Raw genomic sequence first — 24,352 nt, forward strand, 5'->3', positions numbered from 1 at the left:
ATTTAGAGGAACAATAATGAGTGAGATTACTCATGACGGAGTAGAAGTTCAATCGCTACGTACCTTTACAGAAAGCGCTTATTTAAACTACTCCATGTATGTGATTATGGACCGTGCCTTACCGTTTATTGGTGATGGCTTAAAACCGGTACAACGCCGCATTGTCTATGCAATGTCAGAACTGGGGCTCAATGCACAAGCGAAATTCAAAAAATCAGCGCGTACTGTCGGTGATGTTTTAGGTAAATATCATCCTCATGGCGATAGTGCCTGTTATGAAGCGATGGTATTAATGGCACAACCATTCTCTTATCGTTATCCATTAGTAGATGGCCAAGGTAACTGGGGGGCACCCGATGATCCCAAATCATTCGCGGCCATGCGTTACACCGAATCACGTTTATCAAAATATGCCGAATTATTATTAGGTGAATTAGGACAAGGCACAGTTGATTATACCCCAAACTTTGATGGTACCTTGCAAGAACCGAAAATGCTACCAGCTCGATTGCCAAATATCTTATTAAACGGCACCACCGGCATTGCGGTTGGTATGGCGACCGACATCCCCCCTCATAATATTCGTGAAGTGGCTAATGCGGCAATTATGTTAGCTGAAAATCCCAAAGCGACACTTAGTGATGTAATGACTCACATACAAGGCCCTGACTTCCCGACCGAAGCCGAAATTATTACCTCGCGGGAAGATATAGAAAAAATCTATACCACTGGTCGTGGCTCTATCCGGATGCGCGCTGTTTGGAAAAAAGAAGATGGCGATATTGTAATTACTGATCTGCCACATCAGGTTTCTGGCGCTAAAATTCTAGAACAGATTGCTTCGCAGATGCGCGCCAAAAAACTGCCTTTAATTGAAGATTTACGGGACGAATCAGATCATGAAAACCCTACTCGCTTAGTGATTGTACCTCGTTCTAATCGGATTGATTTAGAACAAGTCATGAATCATCTATTTGCCACCACTGATCTGGAAAAAAGCTATCGCGTAAATATGAATATGATTGGGCTTGATAATCGCCCAGCCGTTAAAGGATTACTAGAAATTTTAACCGAATGGCTAGAGTATCGCCGTAATACCGTTATGCGACGTTTAAACTATCGTTTAGATAAAGTACTCAAACGCTTGCATATTTTAGATGGTTTATTGATTGCTTTCTTAAATATTGACGAAGTTATTGAAATTATTCGCCATGAAGATGAGCCAAAAACTGAATTAATCAACCGTTTTGCCTTAACTGATATTCAGGCAGAAGCGATTTTAGAGTTAAAACTCCGTCATTTAGCCAAACTGGAAGAAATGCGCATAAAAGGTGAGCAAAATGATTTAGCTAAAGAACGCGATCAGTTACAAGCATTATTGGCTTCACCCAAAAAACTCAATACTCTGATAAAAAAAGAGTTACAAGAAGATGCAGAAAAATATGGTGATAAACGACGTTCACCAATCGTTGAACGTAGTGAAGCCAAAGCGATCACCGAACAAGAATTAACCCCATCAGAACCTATCACCATTATTTTATCGGAAATGGGCTGGGTAAGAGCCGCCAAAGGACATGACATCGATCCTATTGGTTTAAGTTATAAAGCTGGTGATAGTTTTAAAGCTATAGCAAAAGGCAAAAGCAACCAACCGGTGGTATTTATCGATTCAACTGGTCGTAGTTATGCCATTGAACCTAATACCTTACCCTCTGCACGTGGCCAAGGTGAACCACTAACAGGTAAATTAGCCTTACCAGCAGGTGCCACTATTGAACATGTACTCATGTCAGCCAATGAGGAGCAAAAATTATTACTCGCGTCTAATGCTGGCTATGGTTTTATTTGTCAATTTAGTGATTTAGTCGCCCGCAATCGCAATGGTAAAGCAATTATTAACTTACCGAATAATGCTAAAGTATTACCACCAATTGAGGTTGTATCTGATGACAGTCTACTACTATCCATTACTCAAGCTGGACGTATGTTAATCTTCCCGGTAAAAGATTTGCCAGAATTAGCTAAAGGTAAAGGCAATAAAATTATCTCCCTTTCTGGTGCCGATGATAACCTATCGTTGATAATGTTAATTACGCCAGAAACCGCAATAACCTTGCATGTTGGTAAACGCAAACTTACACTCTATCCTGCTGATTTACAAAAATTTAGAGCAGAACGCGCCCGTAAAGGCACTTCACTACCACGTGGCTTACAAAAAATAGATCGAATTGAGGTAAACGAATAATATGTCTTTTATTTGGGCAATTATTACCGGCTTTGTCTTAAGTCTGGTGTTAAAAACTAGTTGGGGATTTTTTATCGGCTTATTTATTGGGCCAATGCTCTACCAAGCTTTTTGCAATAAATTAACCGAACAAAGGACGCATGCTAACCCGACTCTTTACTTAACGGTTGTTTTTGAAGTACTGGGGCATTTAAGTAAAGCCAAAGGCGTGGTAACCCAAGATGATATTAATCTGGCGCGTCAATTTATGGATCGGCTACAACTTGATAGTAATAGCCGGCAACTTGCTCAAGAATCATTTAACCGTGGTAAAGTAAGTGATTACCCACTTCGTTCTCGTTTAAAAGAACTTTACGCACAATATCGCTATCGACGTAATGTGTTAAATATCTTTTGTGAACAACTAATCCATGCAGCATTGGTTGACGGGAATTTAGATGAAAAAGAGCTACAAATCCTTTATATTGTTGCCGAGGAATTTAATATCCCTCGCCAGCAAATGACAATATATATTCAAATGATGATGGGAAGTTATCATTTTCATCAACATGATTATACTAACCAACAACATTATCAATATCAGCAAAGCAACAACTATGGTGGTTATAACCAAGGTCATTCAACTCAATCAGATCTACAAAATGCTTATAAAATCCTAGGCATTGAACCTTCAGCAGATATTACTGTAATCAAAAGAGCTTATCGTAAATTGATGAATGAACATCATCCTGACAAACTGGTATCCAAAGGTTTACCAAAAGAGATGCTCGAAGCAGCGAAAAAACAAGCACAAGAAATCCAAGCCGCGTATGATTTAATTAAGGCCTCTCGTGGTTTTAAATAGAGATAACAACTATGATGCATTGGCGCTCAATTATTAGAATAGTTGGTTTATTAATTACCTTGCTTTCAGTATTTATGCTAATTCCGGCACTGATTGCGCTAATATATCGCGATGGTGCCGGTGCAATTTTTGTGCGATCATTTATTGCCGCTTTAATTTTAGGCTGTTTATTATGGTTGCCTAATCGACACCATCATCATGAGCTCAGTACTCGTGAAGGATTTTTTATTGTGGTGCTATTTTGGGTTGTGTTAGGTACTATTGGTGCCTTTCCTTTTATCTTTGATCATCATATTAACCTCAATCTAACCACTGCTTTTTTCGAATCATTTTCTAGTTTAACTACAACTGGTGCCACCACTATTGTTAACTTAGATCACTTACCTAAAGCCCTACTATTTTATCGGCAATTACTGCAATGGCTTGGCGGTATGGGTATTATCGTGTTAGCTGTCGCCGTTTTACCATTATTAGGTGTTGGTGGCATGCAACTTTATCGTGCTGAAATTCCCGGCCCACAAAAAGATAGTAAAATGCGTCCCCGTATTGCTGAAACAGCCAAAACACTTTGGTCTATTTACATACTGCTAACGACATTATGTGCTATTTGTTTATGGTTTGCAGGTATGGATGCCTTTGATGCCATCTCCCATAGCTTTTCCACTATCTCAATGGGTGGTTTTTCCACTCATGATAGTAATTTAGCTTATTTTAATAGTGCTACTATTAATTATATTGTGACGTTATTTTTGATTTTATCGGGTTGTAATTTTGCACTACATTTTGCCGCATTCAATGGCTTTTCAATTAAGGTTTATTGGCAAGATCAAGAATTTAGAACTTTCCTATTTATCTTATTAATTGTCATATTGATCTGTGTTAGTGTCATTTATTTATATCAACCTGATCGAAAACTTAGTTTAGATAAAATTGTACTACAAGTTGTCTCTGTAGCAGGAACCGTTGGTTTTACCGTTGATGATATTAATACATGGCCATCATCACTACCCATTTTCTTACTGTGTGCTTCATTTATTGGTGGCTGTGCTGGTTCAACCGGTGGTGGGCTCAAAGTTGTGCGTGTGCTCCTGCTTTTTATGCAAGGTTCGCGAGAATTAAAACGCCTTATTCACCCTAATGCAATTTACACCCTAAAATTAAATAAACGGGTAGTACCAGAAAGAATTATCGAAGCCGTTTGGGGATTTTTTTCGGCATATGCATTAGTTTTTTTAATCAGTCTATTTTTTATCATGGCAACAGGCGTTAATGCTACAGACTCTTTTTATATTGTCGCTTCATCCTTAAATAACTTAGGGATAGGACTTGGCAGTGTCAGCGATAATTTTGCCAGTGTAAGTGATATGGTTAAATGGGTAATGATTATGGATATGTTATTTGGACGATTAGAGATCTTTACACTATTAGTTTTATTCACACCAACATTCTGGCGAAATTTGTAGGTTCAAAAACTAAGTGCCAATCGAGTTGGTAAAAGGCTTGATAAGGTGTTTTATTATTAAAAGAAATATTACAAGATAAGGGTTAATTTAATGCTGATTGTTTCAGCATTAAATTAAAAGTGATTAAGCTTTTTTAACAAAACAAGCTTTGAGCATGACTTTCATGTTATCAATTTTACAATCAATTTCATGATCGCCTTCGACTAAACGAATACCTTTGGCTTTTGCACCTTTTTTAAGTACGGTTGACGATCCTTTTAATTTAAGATCTTTAATTAGAATAATATTGTCACCATCAGCAAGTAAATTACCATTGCTGTCTTTTACTTGTAATTCATTGTTGTTAAATGAAGTTGCATTAGGATCCCATTCATGTGCACATTCTGGGCAAATATATAATAAACCGTCTTGATAGGTGTGTTGGGACTGACAAATAGGGCAATTAGGAATAGATTCCATGATTTATGATTAATCCTGATCAAGTCAAAAAGAAGAAGGTACTATAACAAAAAAATGTGGTTAAGTCATGGCGATTACTTGTCAATTTGTTATTGTATTTCAACTTTGATCATTTGGTTTAATCAAAAATTGGCTGTGATTGTAGTTATCAAATAGTCATTAGTTAAGTTATTTAGGTTTTGTGCTACATAAAACAATATAATTTAATTGATGACTATTGCGTCTAAAGGTTTTGAACATCGTAAAAAATTGCGCACGATTCTGTTTGCGTAATGCATTGTGAATAATTTTTAATGTGCCTAACAATCCTTCATCTGCGATCATGCCTTTGGGAGACATTAATGTCATGTCATTATGATCTGATTTAATATCAGTAAATCCAATAGTTGCAAAGAGGTTAAGCCATGCATTATAACTAATCGGTTGAGCATTAACATTGATTGCTTGATGGATACGTTCAATGACCGCTGTTGCTTGTTGTGGATTAACTAACATAATATCATGAGTTAGCAATTTACCACCGGGTTTTAATACTCTGAAATATTCTTTTAGTAAATGTACTTTTGCTTTGTTTGCATACATGGTTAACATGGCTTCATTAATCACGATATCAAAGCTGTTATTAGCAAAGGGTAATTTTGATGCATCAGCTTCTTGTACATTAACTAAATGGCTGACATTATGTTTGGCGATATTTTACTTTGCTTGTGTTAGTGCCTGCTTATCCATATCTATACCTGTTATGTGGCAACCAAACCGCTTGGCAATTTCAATGGATGTGGTACCCATGTTACAGGCAATTTCCAGTACTTGACTTTGGGGTGTAAATGCTGCCTGTTGTAATAACCATTCTGTTGCTGCTTTACCTCCAGGACGTAATCGAGTTTTACCTAAACGGGCTAGGAATTTATGACCTGCTTCTTTTTTATCATTATTCATAATGTCATTCCTTAGGTTAAATGCTTGTTAGAATTTTCACTCTCAACATGGTTAGCAACATTTTTACCGCTTGTTGGTGCTTAAATTGTATGGGGAATATTAGTCAATTTTTTTCCACGCTGACTAATGTTGTTTGGATAATAACGGGTTAATTTGGCTATTTTTTCTGTATATAATATCTTATTTTTAGTCGATTTTATTGATAGTGATTATTATTTGTATAAATAGTAATATCCTGTGATATTTGTCAAATAAGCTAAAAAAGATAGTATAATTTTATTATTATAAAGTAATATAATTGTGATCCAGTATCTTTGGTAAATATGTGGTGATAAATAACAGGTTAATATACATAATAAATTTTGTATAAATAAGCGGTAATGATCATAAATTTTATTTTATAATATTAGATTGTTGAAAGAATATTGTTTAATAAACAACAGTTTTATAAAAGTTGTAAAAACAGTAAAAATTATTATATTTTTCATTGGAAATGATAAAAATAAATGTTATATGGAGTTGTAGAAGTATGTTAAAAAATATGATAAAAAATTGTTATATTAACTTTTATCTATTATTGAAAACTGTAATAAAATCTCTGTTACCTTTTTATTTATCATTTATTGCCGGCTTCTTTAACTATAAATCTTATAATATCGTCAATCTGGTATTACTTGTCAAAAAATTAAATTATCGCTTTGTAAAAAAAAATTTAGTATTGTTCTTTGGTTTAATATTATCAATTAACAATGTTAATGCTAGTGTGACGATAAACACAATAGAATCTATAAGAGGTAATGCGCCTTCTATTATGCAAAGTGCATCAGAAAAACTGGGTTTTAGTGTAAATGACACATTTTATAGTAATAACGTAGGTAATATTAAATCGGATGAGATAAAAATATTTGATGCACATTTAATCTATGCCGATTTTATAGTTCCAACATTTTCTTCTAGTGACTTTGACAGTGACACTGATTATAGTGATAACGATGGTGATGGTGCAGATCCTATAAATCCTTTTATTATAGAAGAAGTTAATTATGCGTGGTATGACAATAATGGTGTACAAATTAAAAGTGATAGATTTAATGATACCATTGGCTGTGGTGATTATTCCATGCCATTAAAACTGGTTATGAGTGCTAAGATAAAGGGGAATTCTCAGTATGGCACGCCTAAAGAAAGTGACTTTGTGAAAATAGAAAAAACATATAAAATTGCCACTGCATCAAAAATTTGTTATGTCAGACCGAATGCCACTAATGTTGAAAAAAATCTTCAATGGGTTAGTTTTGATAGTAATAATCGATTCCAAAACTGGAATAATAAAAATCATAACAAAATAAACACTTCAGTTGGGGGTGGATATACTGCTGACTATATCCCTAATTGGGGATTTAAAGCTGCTACGACTGCATCTGGAGGTAAACGATTTCCGACAACTGGTTTTCCCGGTGCTAAATTTCAATTATTGATGTCGTCAGCTCAAACTGATTATACTTTTGAAGTGGTTTCGCATAATGAAGATGTGGTGAGTATTGATCAACAAGGTTTTGTTCTTTTAAAGACAAAACCGTCAGGTACTATAACAGTTCGTGCGACGTTAAAAAGAGATCAGTCAATTATGCATGATTATAGTTTCGATCCTACTTCACTTTGGGTATATCCAAATAAGAACTTTTTAGGGAATTGGTCTAATGCTTTACAAAAGTGTCCTATAGAATATATGTTATCTTATAAACAATTAACTAATTCTCCAGTTGATAATAAGAGATTAAATTCGGGATTTTCAGTTACCAATGGTTATACCCGTGCCATTGATGGTACACTTTTTAGTGAATGGGGATACACCACCAATAAAACCTATCCCGATTCTAAGTGGCGAGATGATAGAGATAGATATTGGGCTAAGGAGATGAATCCTATTCAAGATCGTTTTAACCGTATTGATGTGAGTCCTGGCTCAGGCTATGTTGGAACGGACGCTGACTTTTATCCGGATTATCTAGTTTGTCTTAAAGAGACGGATGATTAAAAATTACGCTGAGTGCTTTAGTATTTTATATTCAATCGGCGTTATATTTTTTAATGATATCGTGGGATATCTTGGTGTTATAAATAGTTATCCCATTGTTCCGTTATTCTCGTTACGTGCTTCTGGTTGTTAAAAACGTATAAATCCAGTACCTTTGTCTGATAAGTACGGTTAAATCGTTCAATAAAATCATTTTGCTAAGGATAGCTATCCGGATTGATGTAATTTATGGTTATTCCATGAACTCGCCCAGCTACTGAATTTTTTTCCGATAAATTCTGATCCATTATCTACTCTTACCTTTAATAGATAACTAAGGTACTGAGCTAGCTTGTCGTGATAACGGGTAATTATTATGAATGATAAATATTGTATTTTATTTAACAAATGCGATTTAAATACAAATTACTGCCAGGTAATTTGATTGAGAAATAAAAAAGGTGCACATTATGCACCTTTTGATTAGTCGAGTGAAATAGGTTATTTAATAACCTTAGCCACCACACCAGCACCAACAGTACGGCCACCTTCACGGATAGCAAAACGTAAACCGTCAGCCATGGCAATTGGGTGAATTAATGATACAGTCATTTTGATGTTATCGCCTGGCATTACCATTTCTACACCTTCTGGTAGGGTGATAGTTCCGGTTACGTCTGTTGTACGGAAGTAGAACTGTGGACGGTAACCTTTGAAGAATGGAGTATGACGACCACCTTCATCTTTGCTTAAGATATACACTTCTGATTCAAAATCAGTATGTGGTGTAATTGAACCTGGTTTAGCAAGTACTTGACCACGTTCGATTTCTTCACGTTTTGTACCACGTAATAATACACCAACGTTTTCACCAGCACGGCCTTCGTCTAGTAATTTACGGAACATTTCTACACCAGTACAAGTGGTTTTTGTAGTTGGTTTGATACCAACGATTTCAACTTCTTCACCAACTTTGATTACACCGCTTTCTACACGACCGGTTACCACTGTACCGCGTCCTGAAATTGAGAATACATCTTCAATTGGAAGTAGGAATGGTTTATCAATATCACGTTTTGGCTCTGGAATGTAGCTATCTAATGCTTCTGCTAATTCAACAATTTTGTCTTCCCATGCGGCATCGCCTTCTAACGCTTTAAGCGCTGAACCACGAATAACTGGTGTGTCATCACCTGGGAAATCGTATTGAGATAGAAGTTCACGTACTTCCATTTCAACTAATTCTAATAATTCTTCATCATCAACCATATCACATTTGTTTAAGAATACGATGATGTAAGGTACACCTACTTGACGACCTAAAAGGATGTGCTCACGAGTTTGTGGCATAGGACCATCAGTTGCAGCTACTACTAAAATAGCACCGTCCATTTGTGCAGCACCAGTGATCATGTTTTTAACATAGTCAGCATGGCCCGGACAGTCAACGTGTGCGTAGTGACGAGTTGGTGTGTCGTATTCAACGTGTGATGTATTGATGGTGATACCACGTGCTTTTTCTTCTGGTGCATTGTCGATTTGGTCAAATGCACGTGCTTGTCCGCCATATTTTTTAGCAAGAACAGAAGTGATTGCAGCAGTTAAAGTTGTTTTACCATGGTCAACGTGGCCGATTGTACCAACGTTAACGTGGGGTTTTGTACGTTCAAATTTTTCTTTAGACATCTTAATGTTCCTTTATTAAATCACTTCCCTCTTTTCGATGAGGGAAGTGTTACTTTATTTATGTAAAAATTATTTCGCTTTACGAGCTTCAATAATTGCTGTTGCAATATTTGTTGGTGCTTCATTGTACTTCAAGAACTCCATAGAGTAAGAAGCACGACCTTGAGTTTGTGAACGTAGGTCTGTTGCATAACCAAACATTTCTGAAAGTGGAACTTGTGCTTTTACTGTTTTACCAGTTGCTGTATCTTCCATACCTTCAATCATACCGCGACGACGGTTTAAGTCTCCGATTACGTCACCCATATAATCTTCCGGTGTTTCAACTTCGACTTTCATAATCGGTTCTAAAAGCACTGGTTTAGCTTTCATGAAGCCATCTTTAAATGCCATTGAACCAGCAATTTTAAATGCCATTTCTGATGAGTCAACATCATGGTAAGAACCATCATAGATAGTGACTTCAACATCAACGATCGGATAGCCAGCAAGAACACCATTTTTCATTTGTTCCTGACAACCTTTATCAACCGCAGGAATGTACTCTTTAGGTACTACACCACCAACGATTTCGTTGTTGAATTTGTAACCTTCACCACCAGCTTCGAGTGGTTTGATTCGTAACCATACGTGACCATATTGACCACGACCACCTGATTGGCGAACAAATTTACCTTCTTGTTCCACTTCATTGCGAATGGTTTCGCGGTAAGCTACTTGTGGTTTACCAACGTTGGCTTCCACTTTAAATTCACGTTTCATACGGTCAACGATGATTTCTAAGTGTAGTTCACCCATACCAGAAATAATTGTTTGACCAGATTCTTCATCGGTGTGAACACGGAATGAAGGGTCTTCTTGCGCTAGTCGACCTAAAGCAAGTCCCATTTTTTCTTGGTCAGCTTTAGTTTTTGGTTCAACAGCAACCGAAATTACTGGTTCTGGGAATTCCATTCTTTCAAGAATAATTGGTGCGCTTTCAGCACAAAGAGTGTCACCTGTAGTCACATCTTTAAGACCAATTGCCGCAGCAATGTCACCCGCACGAACTTCTTTTATTTCTTCACGTTTATTGGCATGCATTTGCACGATACGACCAAAACGTTCTTTTTTATCTTTAACTGAGTTAAGAACAGTATCACCAGAGTTAACCACACCAGAATAAACACGGAAGAAGGTTAAGTTACCAACAAACGGGTCTGTTGCAATTTTAAACGCTAATGATGAGAATGGTTCATCATCACTTGAATGACGTTCAGCTGCATCACCGTTCGGCAATTCACCTTTAATTGCTGGTACATCAGTTGGTGCTGGTAAATATTCAATCACTGCATCAAGCATGAATTGAACCCCTTTATTTTTAAAGGCACTACCACAAGTAACCAAGATGATCTCATTTGCAAGTACGCGTTCACGTAATGCTGTTTTAACTTCTTCTTCAGTTAACTCTTCACCACCAAGGTATTTTTCCATTAACTCTTCACTTGCTTCAGCCGCTGCTTCAATTAAGTTAGCACGCCATTCTTCGACTTGCTCAACCATATCAGCCGGAACATCTTCATAAGTAAAGGTTACACCTTGATCGGCATCACTCCAGTTAATTGCTTTACGTTTAATTAAATCAATAACACCAGTGAATCCTTCTTCAGCACCGATTGGTAACACTAATGGAACTGGAGTTGCCGCTAAACGTGTTTTGATTTGTTCAACCACACGTAAGAAGTTTGCACCCATTCGGTCCATTTTGTTTACAAATGCGATACGTGGAACTTTATATTTGTTTGCTTGACGCCATACTGTTTCTGACTGAGGTTGAACACCACCAACTGCACAGTAAACCATTACTGCACCATCAAGAACACGCATAGAACGTTCTACTTCGATAGTAAAATCAACGTGCCCCGGGGTGTCAATAATGTTGATTCGGTGTGGTTCAAATTGTTGTCCCATACCAGACCAGAATGCAGTTGTTGCAGCAGACGTGATAGTAATACCACGTTCTTGTTCTTGTTCCATCCAGTCCATGGTAGCAGCGCCATCATGAACTTCACCAATTTTGTGACTTACACCAGTATAAAACAAAATACGTTCGGTCGTTGTTGTTTTACCTGCGTCAATATGTGCACTGATACCGATATTGCGGTAGCGTGCTATAGGGGTTGTACGAGCCATATTAATCCTCTATTTAGAATCGTTTGCTTAATAAAATATCATTTAAGGCGACTGAAAACATATAAGGGCGTTCAGTCTTAATTCAAGACACTGATATTAGCGCCTGAATTACCAACGATAGTGTGCAAACGCTCTATTAGCTTCAGCCATACGATGAACATCTTCGCGTTTTTTCACAGCGGTACCTTTGTTTTCAAAAGCATCCATAAGTTCATTGGCTAGGCGTAAAGCCATTGATTTATCGCCACGTTTACGTGCTGCTTCTACAATCCAACGCATTGCTAGTGCATTACGACGAACCGGACGCACTTCAACAGGAACTTGGTATGTAGAACCACCAACGCGACGAGACTTAACTTCTACAGTTGGTCTTACGTTATCTAATGCAACTTCGAAAGCTGCTAAGTGGTCTTTCCCACTACGCTCAGCTAATTTATCAAGAGCTGAATATACGATTGATTCTGCGATAGATTTTTTACCATCTATCATTAAAATATTTACAAATTTCGCCAGTAAATCTGAACCGAATTTCGGATCAGGTAAAATTTTTCTTTGACCGACAACATGACGACGTGGCATTGGAATACTCCGTTTATTATGTTATAAATTTTTCAGGTTTACCCAAAACTCAAATGAGTTAAATGGAATTATATAGTTTGGCCTTACTTAACGGAGTTCCATTAAGCTTTAGGTCGTTTTACACCGTATTTAGAACGGCTTTGTTTGCGATCTTTAACACCTGCGCAGTCTAATGCACCGCGAACAGTATGGTAACGAACACCAGGTAAATCTTTAACACGACCACCGCGAATTAAAATCACGCTATGTTCTTGTAAGTTATGGCCTTCACCACCGATATATGAAGTTACTTCAAAACCGTTGGTTAAACGCACACGGCATACTTTACGTAATGCTGAGTTTGGTTTTTTAGGTGTTGTTGTGTAAACACGAGTACAAACACCGCGTTTTTGCGGGCAGGCTTCAAGTGCAGGAACATTACTTTTTACTTCCTTTAGTGCTCTTGGTTTGCGTACCAGCTGATTAATTGTTGCCATTAATAAGCTCCTGATTAATTAAAATAAATTTAAAATTGCTTTGTAGATACGTAATTAATAACTGTAGCCCAAAACCCATATATAAGTTTTGGGGTCGCAAGATTCTAGACCTCAAGGGGGATAATGTCAAGTCATGACGTAAGTTTTTTGCTAAAATTATTCATCATGTTAAGCAAAAATCATATACGCCATTTAATCTGTTTTTGAAGAATATTTTGGGTGAAATTATTTTTAAATAAAACCAAATTTTTTGCATTAATTAACGGTAATATTATACTGTTTTGAAAGTTTATTAATTACCTAAACATAATCAGTATGCATAGTGAATCTTATAAAGTTGTATTACTATTTAATGCCAATAATATTTATGATCGTCAAATACTTAAAGGTATAGGCACCTTTTTGAAATCGAATAATATTCATTGGAATATATATATATCCGAAACAATGCGTTATGAAAGCAACATTAGCTTTAATTTTGATTGTGATGGCATTATTGCCAATTTTGATGATCCGGATATAGAGGATTTACTGAAAGAAGTTAATATACCTATCATTGGCGTAGGAAGTTCTTATCCGGATGATTTAAGTTATCCTAACGTTCCTTATGTTGCCGCTGATAATTATGCCATTATTGAAGCGGCTTTCAGTCATTTATGTGCAAAAGGGATTAATAAGTTTGCTTTTTATAGTATTCCACCAAACCGATATTGTCGTTGGGCAGGAGTTAGAGAACGAATATTCGAGCAAATTTTAAAGAAAAAAGGTTATAAAGGTGTTATTTATCAAGGAATGACAACATCTCTTGATAATTGGCAAGAAAGTTTAGATAAGTTATCAATATGGTTGCAATCATTACCGATTAATACTGGTATTATTGCCGTAAATGATGCTAGAGCTCATCATATTTTACAAGCCTGTGATAGGGTCGGTATAAAAATACCAGAAGAATTATGTTTAATTGGCATTGATAACGAAGAAGTCATTAATGATTTAGCCATGGTTTCATTATCAACCGTTAAGCAAGGTACAGAGGAAATGGGGTTTAATGCGGCTAGCTTATTACAGAAACGATTTTCTAATGGTAAGTTCCCAAAATCGCCTTTACTTATTGCCCCTAAAAAAATTATTGCTCGGCGTTCGACCGATTACCGTTCTGTACAAGATCCTTATGTCATCCAAGCCATTCACTATATTCAGGATTATGCTTGTAAAGGTATTAAAGTAGAACAAGTTATTTCTGAAATGCAAATTTCGCGTTCCAATTTAGAAATTCGTTTTAAAGCATCGTTAGGTAAAACGATTCATTCTGTTATTCATGAAGAAAAATTCAATCAAGCTAAATATTTATTAACTGATTCGTCATTATCAATCCAAGCAATTTCTGAACAATGTGGTTATCCATCAGTACAGTATTTTTATTTTTTATTTAAAAAATTGTATGGAATGACGCCAAAAGAATTTAGGGATAAATATGTTACGAGTTAAGTTTAAGTATGATAAAGCAAATTGATAGTTCATTGGTATGAAAAAGAAGAAAGTTGCTTGTTATCGACTATCTTTCTTCTTTTGTTTTATATTTATTTTTTAACTGAGCGAATGAATAGTATTGAAATTCCACCGATCATTGCAAACACAAACGATACTATGAAAATAGCAGAAAAACCAAATACAGAAATAACACAAGCAGCAATTATTGGCGCAAGAGCTTGTGTGATAGTATTACCTAAATTGTAGATCCCTAAAAAGAATGCCACTCTACTTTTGTCAGGAATAACTTGTAAATTTAATAGATTATCAAGTGAATTCCAAATGCCCATACCAATTCCTGCGGCAAAAGCATAAATTAAAATACCAATATGATTAGGATAAATAGATAAGCTGATTGCGCCAATGCCCAAGAATATGGTAGATAAGCCAACAGGTAATTTTAATATTTTTAATTTATCCGATACTGGTCCTGCAATAAATCCCATTGAAATACCAAATATAAGCATGATGATATTAATTAACTGAATAGAATTTTGTGTTTCATCGGTATTACTATGCATAAAATCAGTCATAATAAATAACAAATATCCGGTAATGGCAAAGTTACTGATGCCCTGAAATAGTTTACCTATTAGTGCTAAATAATAGTCTCTACCAATTGACCATTTAGGAAAAATTGCTAATAAATTTTTTAATCCATTTTCATTTTTTCTCGATTTACATGTTATGGTTTGGTTAAGGTTAGAAGGTTCTCTAACAATAATAACTGAAATTAATACGCCAATTAATGTAATCACACCAAAAACAATAAAGCCAAATCGAAAATTACCTAAAAACATAGCGGCAATAATGGTAAATCCATTATTACCCAAAGCCATTCCTAATCCACCATATGCACTTGAGGCGGTACCTTTTCTATCATTTGCAGCAAAATCTATCCAAGCCACCATTGGAGCAACAATAAAATTCAAGGCAATTTGACCTAATAGCCAGCAAAACAATAAAAAAGGAATAGTATTGGCAGTTGACGCCAATATCATTGATAACATGAATGCTATTGCACCAGCAACAATCCAAGGGGTGCGATTACCAAATTTTGAACGAGTTCTATCTGATAAATACCCTGCTACCATATTTGATATTGCCGCCGTTACCATGCCACAAGCGGAAAATAGCGCTAATAAATGAATCTTGTTATTTTCATCAATTTGTTGAATTAATGCCGGTAAAAATAGGCTTGCGGCTGCAATGTAGGGGCCTAACCATGAGGCTGGGCCGATAATCAGTCCGGGCACTAAACGAGTTAATGGAATCGTTATTTTCATAATATTCTACCTTAAATGTTAGCGATTATTTATCACATAGTAATAATCAAAATCGGCATAAGATTGATGCTGGTAGCTATCAACTGAAGCAATAAAATTAAATAAGCCGGTAAATCCGCCAATTTCACCAGGTTCACCGTTCACACCTTCATCTGATAAGTAAAGCATATCTAAACCATTAATGATGGATATCCACTCTTGGTCCTGTTTGTAGAACAGGTCAACTATACCTTGTTGATAAGCTAATTTGAGTTCGACAATACCATCAGGTATAGCAATACGATGATTGGTAAACTCAACTCTAACGCCTAGTTTTGCTTGTAAAATGGTCAGGATAGTGGTTTTTAGTTGTTCACTATAAGTTAAATGTAAATAGAGCCAATTATTTGAATCATAGTAAAGCCCGACGCCTGCGGTTTGTGAATAATGCTCAGGGTGAAATTCAACTTTAGTTTGGACTTGATAATTAAAAGAGGTGGCACGAGTTGCCATAATAGATGGTTTAACTTGAGAAAATAGCGAGTTTTGCCCGTATATTCTTAGATGGCTTTGACGTTCATCACTATTTACCCAAGTACTGGATTGATGTCGATAAGGTGTCATAAACTGTAATTGATAAGCTTGATCAAATTCATCAATCACATCATCAGTTATTTTGCCCTTGATTGGTATTGGTGAATCAAATTCCATTTTAGCTAAATTAGAACCGTCCGCCATAACTAACCAACCATCATCTGTCCATTGCATCTTTTGAATAGAGGTTTCGCGACCAAGGGGATTGAGTAATGTACCTTTTATTGGTCTAGACATAAGATGTGCTATATACCAATTACCATTTTGTGTCTCAACCAGCGAGCCGTGTCCTGCTTTTTGCATTACTGAATTAGGGTTGTACATTTCAAAATGCCCGGCATCGGGATCGCCTAATGAAAAGAGATGATTAGGCGAAGAAGTAACGATAGGTTCTCCTGATGGATGGGGTTGATAAGGACCAAAAATATTTTTACTACGCCCTATTTCAATGCCATGAGCATAACCCGTACCGCCCGCCGCTATCAATAAATAATAATAGTGCTGCTTTTTATACAGTTGCGGTGCTTCAGCACATCCTCTTGTGGTAAAACCTTGAGTTACTCGTACCCATGGGGAAATCAATTTGCCAGTGGTTAAATCAACTTCGGCTATCACGATATGACCCGGTGCTTGATGTCCTTGACGAGTTTCCCATTCTAAAATTGTTAAATAGTGTTTACCATCGTCATCATGAAATAATGCGGGATCGAAGCCAATAGAAGTTAAATAAATAGGTGCAGACCAAGGACCTTGAATATTATCGGCACAAATCGCATAGGTATCGGCATTAAACTCGCGACCGGCCATATTGATCATGTGTGAATAAATTAACCAATATTTTTTATTAATTGGATCATAAGATAAATGTGGCGCCCATACACCAGCTGGTGTATTGGTTCCGGATAAGTTTATTTCACCATGTTTAAAAATATAATCAATTAATACCCAATTAGATAAATCATGGGATTGGAAAATTTGAATAGCCGGTTGCCAATGAAAGGTAGAGGTAGCAATGTAATAGGTATTATCCACACGAATAATGGATGGATCCGGTGACATACCGGGTATGACTGGATTTTTTATTTTAGGCATTTTTATTCTTCTCTTAGTATTAGGTGATTGATAACGCAAAAAATATATGTTGAACAATAGATGAAATTTAATATTTGTTATTTAAATATAATTTATCTATTTACGATGTGTTATTACCAAATTTGGTTTCAAATTTATGAAATTTTGTTTATGAGATATGCGTCACATATATTGATATATGTAAATAAAGATATTAATTTAACGCTTTTATATAGTAATAAGAGAGGAGAATTGTTAAGGGGGAATGATATTTTTGATTAATATCTTATTAATATCATGCTTGAATATTATAGGGTAAATTGAAATGCAGAAATCATTAATATAATAAAATTCTGCACTATTAACATTAAGACATTAGCGGTTGAAGTTGTTGATACAACTTTCTAAAAATCACTCGTTGTTCTTGGTGATATTGGTTATTATCCATATTGGGTTGATGAGTTTGTACTATTGGTAATTCAGGTAATAGTGTTTTAATCGATATGTCTGGGTTACAAGCAATTTGTGCGAGTTTTGCTGCACCTAATGCGGGGCCTACATCGCCACCTTCACAATATTGTATTTTATAACCAGATATGTCACATATGAGTTGCCGCCAGTATGAACTTCTTGCCCCGCCACCAATAACAATGATTTTATCCGGTGAAATGCCGAATTGATGAATGACATCTATGCAATCAGCGAGAGCGTAACTCACGCCCAATAATACCGCTTTGGCAAGATCGGTTTTAGTATGTTGATGGGTTAATCCCCAAAATACACCTTTAGCCGTAGGATTATTATGTGGCGTTCTTTCCCCTGATAGGTAGGGTAAAAAATGTATCGCTGGTTTATCAGTTGTTCGATCTTCTTCTATTAAAGAAAATAAAGTAGGTACATCTTTAATACTCAATAATTGACAAGCCCAATCAAGGCATGAAGCACAGCTCAACATGACAGACATTAGATGCCAACGTTCAGGTAATGCGTGACAAAAACTGTGGATAGCTTGTTCGGGTTTACTCATATAGCGATCAGTCACGACAAAATAAACACCAGAAGTGCCTAGTGATAGCATAGCTTGTCCTGGTTGATAAAGACCGACGCCAATAGCGCCGGCAGCATTATCACCGGCACCAGCTATAACCGGAATTTTTTTGATGCCCCAACGTGTGGCAATGTCATCATTAACATAACCAGTAATTTGATTTCCTTCAAAAAGCATCGGCATCTGTTGCCGATTTAGACCGCAAGCTTGCAGTAGTTGATCGTTCCAATCGCGTTTTTCAACATCTAACCACATCGTACCAGCGGCATCTGCCATGTCAGAGGCAAATTGCCCGGTCATTTTGAAACGGATGTAGTCTTTAGGAAGGAGTACTTTATCTATTTGCGCAAAAATATTCGGTTCATATTTTTGTACCCATTTTATTTTAGGGGCGGTAAATCCCGCCATCATTAAATTACCGGTAATCTGCCTAGAAGTCGGTACCAAACTTTCTAGTTCTTGACACTCTTTGTCACTACGACCATCGTTCCATAAAATAGCAGGCCTAAGTACTTGTGATTCTTTATCTAGTAAGACCGCACCATGCATTTGACCACTGAGTCCAATTGCTCGTACTTGTTGTAAGTTATGCTGTTGACCTAACTGTTCAATGGCTAAACTGGTTGCTTGCCACCATTCGGCAGGATCTTGTTCTGACCATAAAGGATGATGGCGAGATATAGTGAGTTTTTGGGTGTTAGAGGCGATAATCTTTTGCTGTTCATCCATTAATATGGCTTTAACACCGGAAGTCCCCAAATCAATACCAATATACATATTTGTTCCTCACAATAAGTATATAAGGACCGCTTAGTAATGCGGCCCTGTTATGTTTATTTGGAATAATAGTTTTATCCAAAAATAAACTTATTTACTAAATTTTCTAGTTTTTCTTGTTGTCCACTTTGTGCTTTAGGTTGTATATCATGTTGTAGACAGTATTCGGCGATTTGTTGTAGTGACATTTCACCTTGTAAAATGCTTTTGCCTAATTTTTTGTCCCAATTACTATAACGGTCGAGAACGATTTGATTTAGTGTTTTATCTTCAAGCATTTTAGCGGCACATTTTAATGATAATGCCATGGTGTCCATCGCGCCAATATGCCCATAAAATACATCATATTTATCCATGCTTTGGCGACGAACTTTCGCATCAAAGTTCAACCCTCCTGTTTTAAAGCCACCACCTTTTAGAATTTCATACATGACTAGTGTATTTTCTTCCACGCTATTAGGGAATTGATCGGTATCCCAACCGAGTTGAGGATCACCTCTATTTGCGTCAAGCGATCCAAAAATATCAAGTGCAATAGCTGATGCAATTTCATGTTGGAATGAATGACCGGCTAGTGTGGCATGGTTTGCTTCGATATTCACTTTTATTTCTTTTTCCAAACCAAATTGTTTTAAAAAGCCATAAATAGTTGCGACATCATAGTCATATTGGTGTTTTGTTGGTTCTTGTGGTTTAGGTTCAATTAATAAAGTACCTTTAAATCCAATTTTATGTTTGTTTTCAACCACCAGTTGCATAAACTTGCCAACTTGTTCGCGTTCTTTGCGTAAGTCTGTATTTAGTAGTGTTTCATATCCTTCCCTACCACCCCATAGCACATAGTTTTGTCCGCCTAATTTATGGGTAGCGTTCATTGCGTGAACAACTTGAGTTGCTGCATAGGCAAAAATTTCCGGATCTGGATTGGTTGCGGCACCTGCAGCATAGCGAGGATTGGTAAAACAATTTGCCGTGCCCCATAATAGATTTACACCAGTTTCTTGTTGTTTTTTTAGAAATATATCCGTCATAATGGATAAATTATTGATATATTCTTTAATTGAATTACCTTCAGGCGCGATGTCAACATCATGGAAAGCGTAAAAAGGAACGTTCAATTTATAAAAAAATTCGAAAGCCACATCCGCCTTAGCTTTGGCATTTGTTAGTGGATCAGCATTTTTTTGCCAAGGATAATCAAACGATCCGGTGCCGAACATATCTGTTCCAGCCCAACAAAATGTATGCCAATAACAAGCTGAAAATCGTAAGTGCTCAGCGATTGTTTTACCTAAAATCACTTGTTGCGGATTATAGTGCCGAAAGGCAAAAGGATTTTTTGTTTCCGTTCCTTCGTAGTTGATTCTTTCAATTTTTTCATAATATTGAGTCATAGTGTTCTCCTAATATGGCGCCTAGAATTTAGTTGTTTTATCTAGTGATTATCATCAAAATAAAAGTAGCCATTACTATGCATGAATTTTTATACTATGAACAATTGTTAAATTTTGTAGTCATTTTATGTTTTTTGGTTTTTGTGATACAGATCATATTCTATTGATATGAGTTTCAACTTATTGATTAGATGAGTGTTATTAATTGGTATAAAAGTAGAAAATGTGAAATTGATTTATTTGAAAGGTATGGATAAAAAGCATAATAATTCTTATCACTTTTCAGTGATAAGAATTTCAATTATTGAGATTAATGATGATCAATAAAGATAAATTTTAATGTAAATAGTAAGGCAAAAATAATGACACATAGATTTAACTCTTTAAATTTGCCGGTACAAGTTTTTAGTATTACATAGGAGATAAAGCCGAGAGCGACACCTTCAGTAATGGCAAAGGCAAATGGCATCATTAGTGCTGTGATAAATGCGGGGGTAGCATCGGTTAAATCAGACCAGTTAACTCGGACTAAGCTAGAAACCATTAAGATCCCAACAAAAATTAGTGCGCCAGACGTCGCATAACTCGGTACCAAATGAGCGAGTGGCGATAAGAAGGTAACCATTAGGAATAAGAGACCAACAATAACAGCAGTTAAACCTGTACGACCTCCAACTGAGATACCCGCAGAACTTTCAATATAAGTTAATACCGATGACGTACCAAATATCCCACCCAATGAGGAGCTGAAACTATCGATTAATAACGCTTGGCGCATTTTAGGGAAACGGCCTTTTTCATCCGCAATACCCGCTTTATCGGTTAGGGCTAAAATGGTACCCGATGAGTCAAATAAGCTAACAATCATAATAGAAAAGATGACGCCCATAATACCAATATTAAGCGAACCAGCTAAATCAACATGCCCAACAACACTAGTAACACTAGGCGGTATTGAAGCAATGCCATTGTAATGAATATCCGGATCTAACCATAAGGCAAATAGTGTTACTACTAAGATTGAAATTAATACCGCGGCGTGAAAATTACGGGCAGCTAAAATAATAATAATAAAAAATCCTAGCGAACCGAGTAACACTTTTAGTGATAAGATATTACCCATTGTTAATAAGGTTGCAGGAGAAGAAACCACAATCCCCATGTTTTGAAAACCCATAAACGCAATAAATAGCCCAATCCCAGCACTAATGCCTTCACGTAAACACTGTGGAATGTGTTCAATTAACCAATGGCGAACTTTAAAAAGAGATAAAGCAAAAAAGACTAAGGATCCCCAAAATATTGCGCCCATACCTATTTGCCAAGAGTAACCCATAGCCCCACAAATGCCATAAGCAAAAAATACGTTGAGTCCCATTGCTGGTGCTAAGGCAATAGGTAAATTAGCAACTAATCCCATTAAAATACTAGCAAAAGCGGTGACAAGGCAAGTTAGCACAAATACCGCTGAGGTATCCATCCCTGTTGCTGATAAAATACTGGGGTTTACAAAGATGATATAGACCATGGTGAGGAAAGTTGTACACCCTGCAATGACTTCGGTACCGACAGTTGATTTTTTCTGCTGCAATTGAAATATTTTTTCGAATATTGAATTCATGAGTTAAGGTCCAATTTAGGTTAATAATAATGAATGTTCATATAGTATGCTAAATGCATCTTTACCAAAAATTGCTAAGAGGTAAAAAACAAAAAAGATGTGGCGTTGTGACTTCACATCTTTAAATAAAATTTAACAGTGATATTATTGCCAGTTATTTAACTAAATCAAGTTTTATTCTATAGCACTTCCATGACTAGCAGAAAGATTGACATTAATCTCAATGTTAGTTTTTTCTTTATTTTCAGTTTTTTGGTTTGCTAAGCTGGTATTGTTAAATAATATTGGTGTTAGTACTGTTTTATTATTTGATGTTGTTGAGATATTCGTATCTGAATTGACTAATTCTATTGCCATTTTTAGCCCGAAATTAGCGGGCTAAAAAAGTAAATTTATTCGGTTGATGGTAAATCGAGTTTATTTAAAGTAATTTTAACTTTAATAATACGGTGACTTTCTATTTCGATTATTTCAAATAAGTAATCGCCAATTTGGATCGTTTCACCAACCTCAAGTAAATGCTGAGCTTTTTCCATCAACAGACCAGCGAGAGTATGGTATTCTCGTTTTTCATCAATCTCAATAGGGATAAAACGCACTAATTCTTCAACAGGGATGTAGCCGTTGGCAATCCAACTGTTATTGTCCAGACATTGAATATCATGTTTAGCATCAATATCTTCTTCTTCGGTTGGGAAATCACCGGCAATGGTTTCAATTATATCGGTAACTGAGACAACTCCTTGCATCGAACCAAATTCATCGACAACGAAGGCAAAATGGGTTTTGGCTTTTTTAAATTGATCTAATGCGACTAATAAAGATACTGTTTCCGGGAAGATTAGTGGCTGCTTGATAAGTGCGTTAATATCTATTGGTTCTTTATTTTGTAATACATCCTTTAATAGATCGTTAACTTGTATAATCCCTAAGGGTTCATCAATTGAAGCGTTATCTGTTACAACTAAACGCGAATGCGGATTATCAAAAATCTCTTTTAAAATAATCTCACGGTCGTCATTAATATTAACCATATCAACATCGAGTCGAGAGGTCATAATACTACTGACTGAACGCTGTGCAAGTCCAAGTACGCGTTCAACCATACTGAGTTCTTGATGATTAAAAACGGACACTTTTTTGTTGGTATCAGAGACTAAATCAATAGTATGGCTATCGGGATCTTCTTCGGCATCGCCTTTTAATAAATGCAAAATGGCTTCGGCGGTACGTTCACGTAGTGGTTTTTTATTTAATACCTTTCGTCGATTAAATATCGCCAATTGATTGAAAAATTCAATCATAATGGAGAAGCCGATTGCAGCATATAAATAACCTTTTGGAATAACAAAGCCAAATCCTTCGGCCACTAAACTAAAGCCAATCATTAATAAGAAGCTTAAACACAAAATCACTATCGTGGGATGGGAATTGACAAAATATGCAAGCGGTTTACTGGCAACCATCATAATACCTATTGCGATGCACACAGCAATAATCATTACCGGAATATGTTCCACCATACCTACAGCGGTAATTACCGAATCGAGTGAGAAAACCGCGTCTAACACTACAATTTGTGCCACAACTGTCCAAAAATGCGAGGTTTTTTTCGGTTTGCCATCTTCATGTGATGCGCCTTCAAGACGTTCATTGAGTTCCATTGTTGCTTTAAATAGCAAAAATATCCCACCGATTAGCATTATTAGTTGCCGTGCATTGAAACTAATACCAAATGCGGAAAATAATGGTGTGGTAAGTGTGACCAACCAGCCAGTAAACATTAATAACAATATTCGGGTGACGAGAGCAAAGGCAAGACCTGTAATGCGTGCTTTATCGCGTAGTTGAGAAGGAAGTTTCTCGGCAAGAATGGCAATGAAAACAATATTATCAATACCAAGGACAATTTCAAGTACAATAAGTGTGGATAAACCAATCCAGATTGTAGGATCCATGATCCATTCCATATGTCAGGTGATTACCTCTAATAAACACAGCACATGCTGCTTAGTAATTCTGTCTGTAATTGGTTAAATAATCAATAAAATATTTATAAAATTTGTTAGTTTTGTCAAAAACTTTCAGGAGTAGTATACGTTTTAGTATAAAATTAATCTTGAATTCAAGTACTAAGTGCGAATCTTAACTAAAATAATGGTGACAATAAAA

At 36.2% G+C, this 24,352-nt stretch carries 18 protein-coding genes and 1 pseudogene; 5 read left to right on the top strand and 14 right to left on the bottom strand.

What is annotated here, in order from left to right:
• Positions 1-16 precede the first annotated feature (16 nt).
• Genes parC through Q0K76_RS09685 form a run of 3 tightly spaced genes read left to right on the top strand, consistent with a single transcriptional unit; the run spans position 17 to position 4,552 of the window.
• Positions 17-2,245, top strand: coding sequence for a DNA topoisomerase IV subunit A (gene parC / locus Q0K76_RS09675; protein ID WP_294615012.1), 2,229 nt, complete (start codon positions 17-19; stop codon positions 2,243-2,245).
• Position 2,246: 1 nt separating this feature from the next.
• A complete protein-coding gene (djlA, locus tag Q0K76_RS09680; protein WP_294615014.1) occupies positions 2,247-3,089 on the top strand; it encodes a co-chaperone DjlA in 843 nt (280 codons plus the stop codon).
• Between the two features lie 14 nt (positions 3,090-3,103).
• Positions 3,104-4,552, top strand: a complete 1,449-nt coding sequence (locus tag Q0K76_RS09685) for a TrkH family potassium uptake protein (protein ID WP_294615065.1) — start codon at positions 3,104-3,106, stop codon at positions 4,550-4,552.
• 123 nt (positions 4,553-4,675) lie between these two features.
• Here Q0K76_RS09685 and Q0K76_RS09690 read toward each other — a convergent pair whose 3' ends face one another.
• Together Q0K76_RS09690 and Q0K76_RS09695 are read right to left on the bottom strand one after the other, a co-directional pair.
• Positions 4,676-5,011, bottom strand: a complete 336-nt coding sequence (locus tag Q0K76_RS09690) for a zinc ribbon domain-containing protein YjdM (RefSeq protein WP_294615016.1) — start codon at positions 5,009-5,011, stop codon at positions 4,676-4,678.
• A gap of 168 nt (positions 5,012-5,179) precedes the next feature.
• Positions 5,180-5,950, bottom strand: a pseudogene (locus Q0K76_RS09695) (class I SAM-dependent methyltransferase).
• Positions 5,951-6,761: 811 nt separating this feature from the next.
• On the opposite strand from Q0K76_RS09695, the gene Q0K76_RS09705 reads away from it, so the two are divergent.
• The gene (locus Q0K76_RS09705) at positions 6,762-7,988 is read left to right on the top strand and encodes a hypothetical protein (RefSeq protein ID WP_294615021.1); all 1,227 of its coding nucleotides are present in this window, start codon (positions 6,762-6,764) and stop codon (positions 7,986-7,988) included.
• A 77-nt stretch (positions 7,989-8,065) separates the two neighbouring features.
• On the opposite strand, the gene Q0K76_RS13045 is transcribed toward Q0K76_RS09705, so the two are convergent.
• The 5 genes from Q0K76_RS13045 to rpsL form a co-directional block, all read right to left on the bottom strand.
• On the bottom strand, positions 8,066-8,173 hold the full coding sequence (locus Q0K76_RS13045) for a hypothetical protein (protein WP_363322462.1): 108 nt from the start codon (positions 8,171-8,173) through the stop codon (positions 8,066-8,068).
• 295 nt (positions 8,174-8,468) lie between these two features.
• Positions 8,469-9,653 carry an elongation factor Tu gene (tuf, locus tag Q0K76_RS09710; protein ID WP_294610733.1) on the bottom strand — a complete coding sequence of 395 codons (1,185 nt, stop codon included), beginning with the start codon at positions 9,651-9,653 and terminating at the stop codon, positions 8,469-8,471.
• 69 nt (positions 9,654-9,722) lie between these two features.
• Positions 9,723-11,825 carry an elongation factor G gene (fusA, locus tag Q0K76_RS09715; RefSeq protein WP_294615023.1) on the bottom strand — a complete coding sequence of 701 codons (2,103 nt, stop codon included), beginning with the start codon at positions 11,823-11,825 and terminating at the stop codon, positions 9,723-9,725.
• A 108-nt stretch (positions 11,826-11,933) separates the two neighbouring features.
• Positions 11,934-12,404, bottom strand: coding sequence for a 30S ribosomal protein S7 (rpsG, locus tag Q0K76_RS09720; protein WP_065559623.1), 471 nt, complete (start codon positions 12,402-12,404; stop codon positions 11,934-11,936).
• Positions 12,405-12,505: 101 nt separating this feature from the next.
• Positions 12,506-12,880, bottom strand: a complete 375-nt coding sequence (gene rpsL, locus Q0K76_RS09725; protein ID WP_025316630.1) for a 30S ribosomal protein S12 — start codon at positions 12,878-12,880, stop codon at positions 12,506-12,508.
• Positions 12,881-13,195: 315 nt separating this feature from the next.
• Between rpsL and Q0K76_RS09730 the strand changes: the two genes are divergently transcribed.
• Positions 13,196-14,368 carry a DNA-binding transcriptional regulator gene (locus tag Q0K76_RS09730; RefSeq protein WP_294615046.1) on the top strand — a complete coding sequence of 391 codons (1,173 nt, stop codon included), beginning with the start codon at positions 13,196-13,198 and terminating at the stop codon, positions 14,366-14,368.
• Positions 14,369-14,460: 92 nt separating this feature from the next.
• On the opposite strand, the gene Q0K76_RS09735 is transcribed toward Q0K76_RS09730, so the two are convergent.
• The 7 genes from Q0K76_RS09735 to Q0K76_RS09765 all read right to left on the bottom strand — a co-directional run bounded on the left by Q0K76_RS09735 (position 14,461) and on the right by Q0K76_RS09765 (position 24,150).
• Positions 14,461-15,696 carry an MFS transporter gene (locus Q0K76_RS09735; RefSeq protein WP_294615048.1) on the bottom strand — a complete coding sequence of 412 codons (1,236 nt, stop codon included), beginning with the start codon at positions 15,694-15,696 and terminating at the stop codon, positions 14,461-14,463.
• A gap of 18 nt (positions 15,697-15,714) precedes the next feature.
• Positions 15,715-17,361: a family 43 glycosylhydrolase gene (locus Q0K76_RS09740; RefSeq protein WP_294615051.1), complete on the bottom strand. Its 1,647-nt coding sequence runs from the start codon at positions 17,359-17,361 to the stop codon at positions 15,715-15,717.
• 346 nt (positions 17,362-17,707) lie between these two features.
• On the bottom strand, positions 17,708-19,165 hold the full coding sequence (gene xylB / locus Q0K76_RS09745) for a xylulokinase (protein WP_294615054.1): 1,458 nt from the start codon (positions 19,163-19,165) through the stop codon (positions 17,708-17,710).
• Between the two features lie 74 nt (positions 19,166-19,239).
• Positions 19,240-20,559: a xylose isomerase gene (xylA, locus tag Q0K76_RS09750; protein WP_294615057.1), complete on the bottom strand. Its 1,320-nt coding sequence runs from the start codon at positions 20,557-20,559 to the stop codon at positions 19,240-19,242.
• 310 nt (positions 20,560-20,869) lie between these two features.
• On the bottom strand, positions 20,870-22,180 hold the full coding sequence (locus Q0K76_RS09755) for an NCS2 family permease (RefSeq protein WP_294615059.1): 1,311 nt from the start codon (positions 22,178-22,180) through the stop codon (positions 20,870-20,872).
• Positions 22,181-22,354: 174 nt separating this feature from the next.
• Entirely contained in the window at positions 22,355-22,537 is a 183-nt protein-coding gene (locus Q0K76_RS09760; protein WP_294615062.1) for a hypothetical protein, read from the bottom strand.
• 35 nt (positions 22,538-22,572) lie between these two features.
• Positions 22,573-24,150 (bottom strand): TerC family protein, encoded by a 1,578-nt coding sequence (locus Q0K76_RS09765; RefSeq protein ID WP_363322458.1) that lies wholly within the window; start codon positions 24,148-24,150, stop codon positions 22,573-22,575.
• Positions 24,151-24,352 lie beyond the last annotated feature (202 nt).

The organism is uncultured Gilliamella sp. (assembly GCA_945271295.1).
Lineage (GTDB): Bacteria > Pseudomonadota > Gammaproteobacteria > Enterobacterales > Orbaceae > Gilliamella.

What these genes read in the sequence shown, in the direction of transcription:
- parC (WP_294615012.1), top strand. Translation starts at nt 17, where the DNA reads ATGAGTGAGATTACTCATGACGGAGTAGAAGTTCAATCGCTACGTACC.
- djlA (WP_294615014.1), top strand. Translation starts at nt 2,247, where the DNA reads ATGTCTTTTATTTGGGCAATTATTACCGGCTTTGTCTTAAGTCTGGTG.
- Q0K76_RS09685 (WP_294615065.1), top strand. Translation starts at nt 3,104, where the DNA reads ATGCATTGGCGCTCAATTATTAGAATAGTTGGTTTATTAATTACCTTG.
- Q0K76_RS09690 (WP_294615016.1), bottom strand. Translation starts at nt 5,011, where the DNA reads ATGGAATCTATTCCTAATTGCCCTATTTGTCAGTCCCAACACACCTAT.
- Q0K76_RS09705 (WP_294615021.1), top strand. Translation starts at nt 6,762, where the DNA reads ATGCAAAGTGCATCAGAAAAACTGGGTTTTAGTGTAAATGACACATTT.
- tuf (WP_294610733.1), bottom strand. Translation starts at nt 9,653, where the DNA reads ATGTCTAAAGAAAAATTTGAACGTACAAAACCCCACGTTAACGTTGGT.
- fusA (WP_294615023.1), bottom strand. Translation starts at nt 11,825, where the DNA reads ATGGCTCGTACAACCCCTATAGCACGCTACCGCAATATCGGTATCAGT.
- rpsG (WP_065559623.1), bottom strand. Translation starts at nt 12,404, where the DNA reads ATGCCACGTCGTCATGTTGTCGGTCAAAGAAAAATTTTACCTGATCCG.
- rpsL (WP_025316630.1), bottom strand. Translation starts at nt 12,880, where the DNA reads ATGGCAACAATTAATCAGCTGGTACGCAAACCAAGAGCACTAAAGGAA.
- Q0K76_RS09730 (WP_294615046.1), top strand. Translation starts at nt 13,196, where the DNA reads ATGCATAGTGAATCTTATAAAGTTGTATTACTATTTAATGCCAATAAT.
- Q0K76_RS09735 (WP_294615048.1), bottom strand. Translation starts at nt 15,696, where the DNA reads ATGAAAATAACGATTCCATTAACTCGTTTAGTGCCCGGACTGATTATC.
- Q0K76_RS09740 (WP_294615051.1), bottom strand. Translation starts at nt 17,361, where the DNA reads ATGCCTAAAATAAAAAATCCAGTCATACCCGGTATGTCACCGGATCCA.
- xylB (WP_294615054.1), bottom strand. Translation starts at nt 19,165, where the DNA reads ATGTATATTGGTATTGATTTGGGGACTTCCGGTGTTAAAGCCATATTA.
- xylA (WP_294615057.1), bottom strand. Translation starts at nt 20,559, where the DNA reads ATGACTCAATATTATGAAAAAATTGAAAGAATCAACTACGAAGGAACG.
- Q0K76_RS09755 (WP_294615059.1), bottom strand. Translation starts at nt 22,180, where the DNA reads ATGAATTCAATATTCGAAAAAATATTTCAATTGCAGCAGAAAAAATCA.
- Q0K76_RS09760 (WP_294615062.1), bottom strand. Translation starts at nt 22,537, where the DNA reads ATGGCAATAGAATTAGTCAATTCAGATACGAATATCTCAACAACATCA.
- Q0K76_RS09765 (WP_363322458.1), bottom strand. Translation starts at nt 24,150, where the DNA reads ATGGAATGGATCATGGATCCTACAATCTGGATTGGTTTATCCACACTT.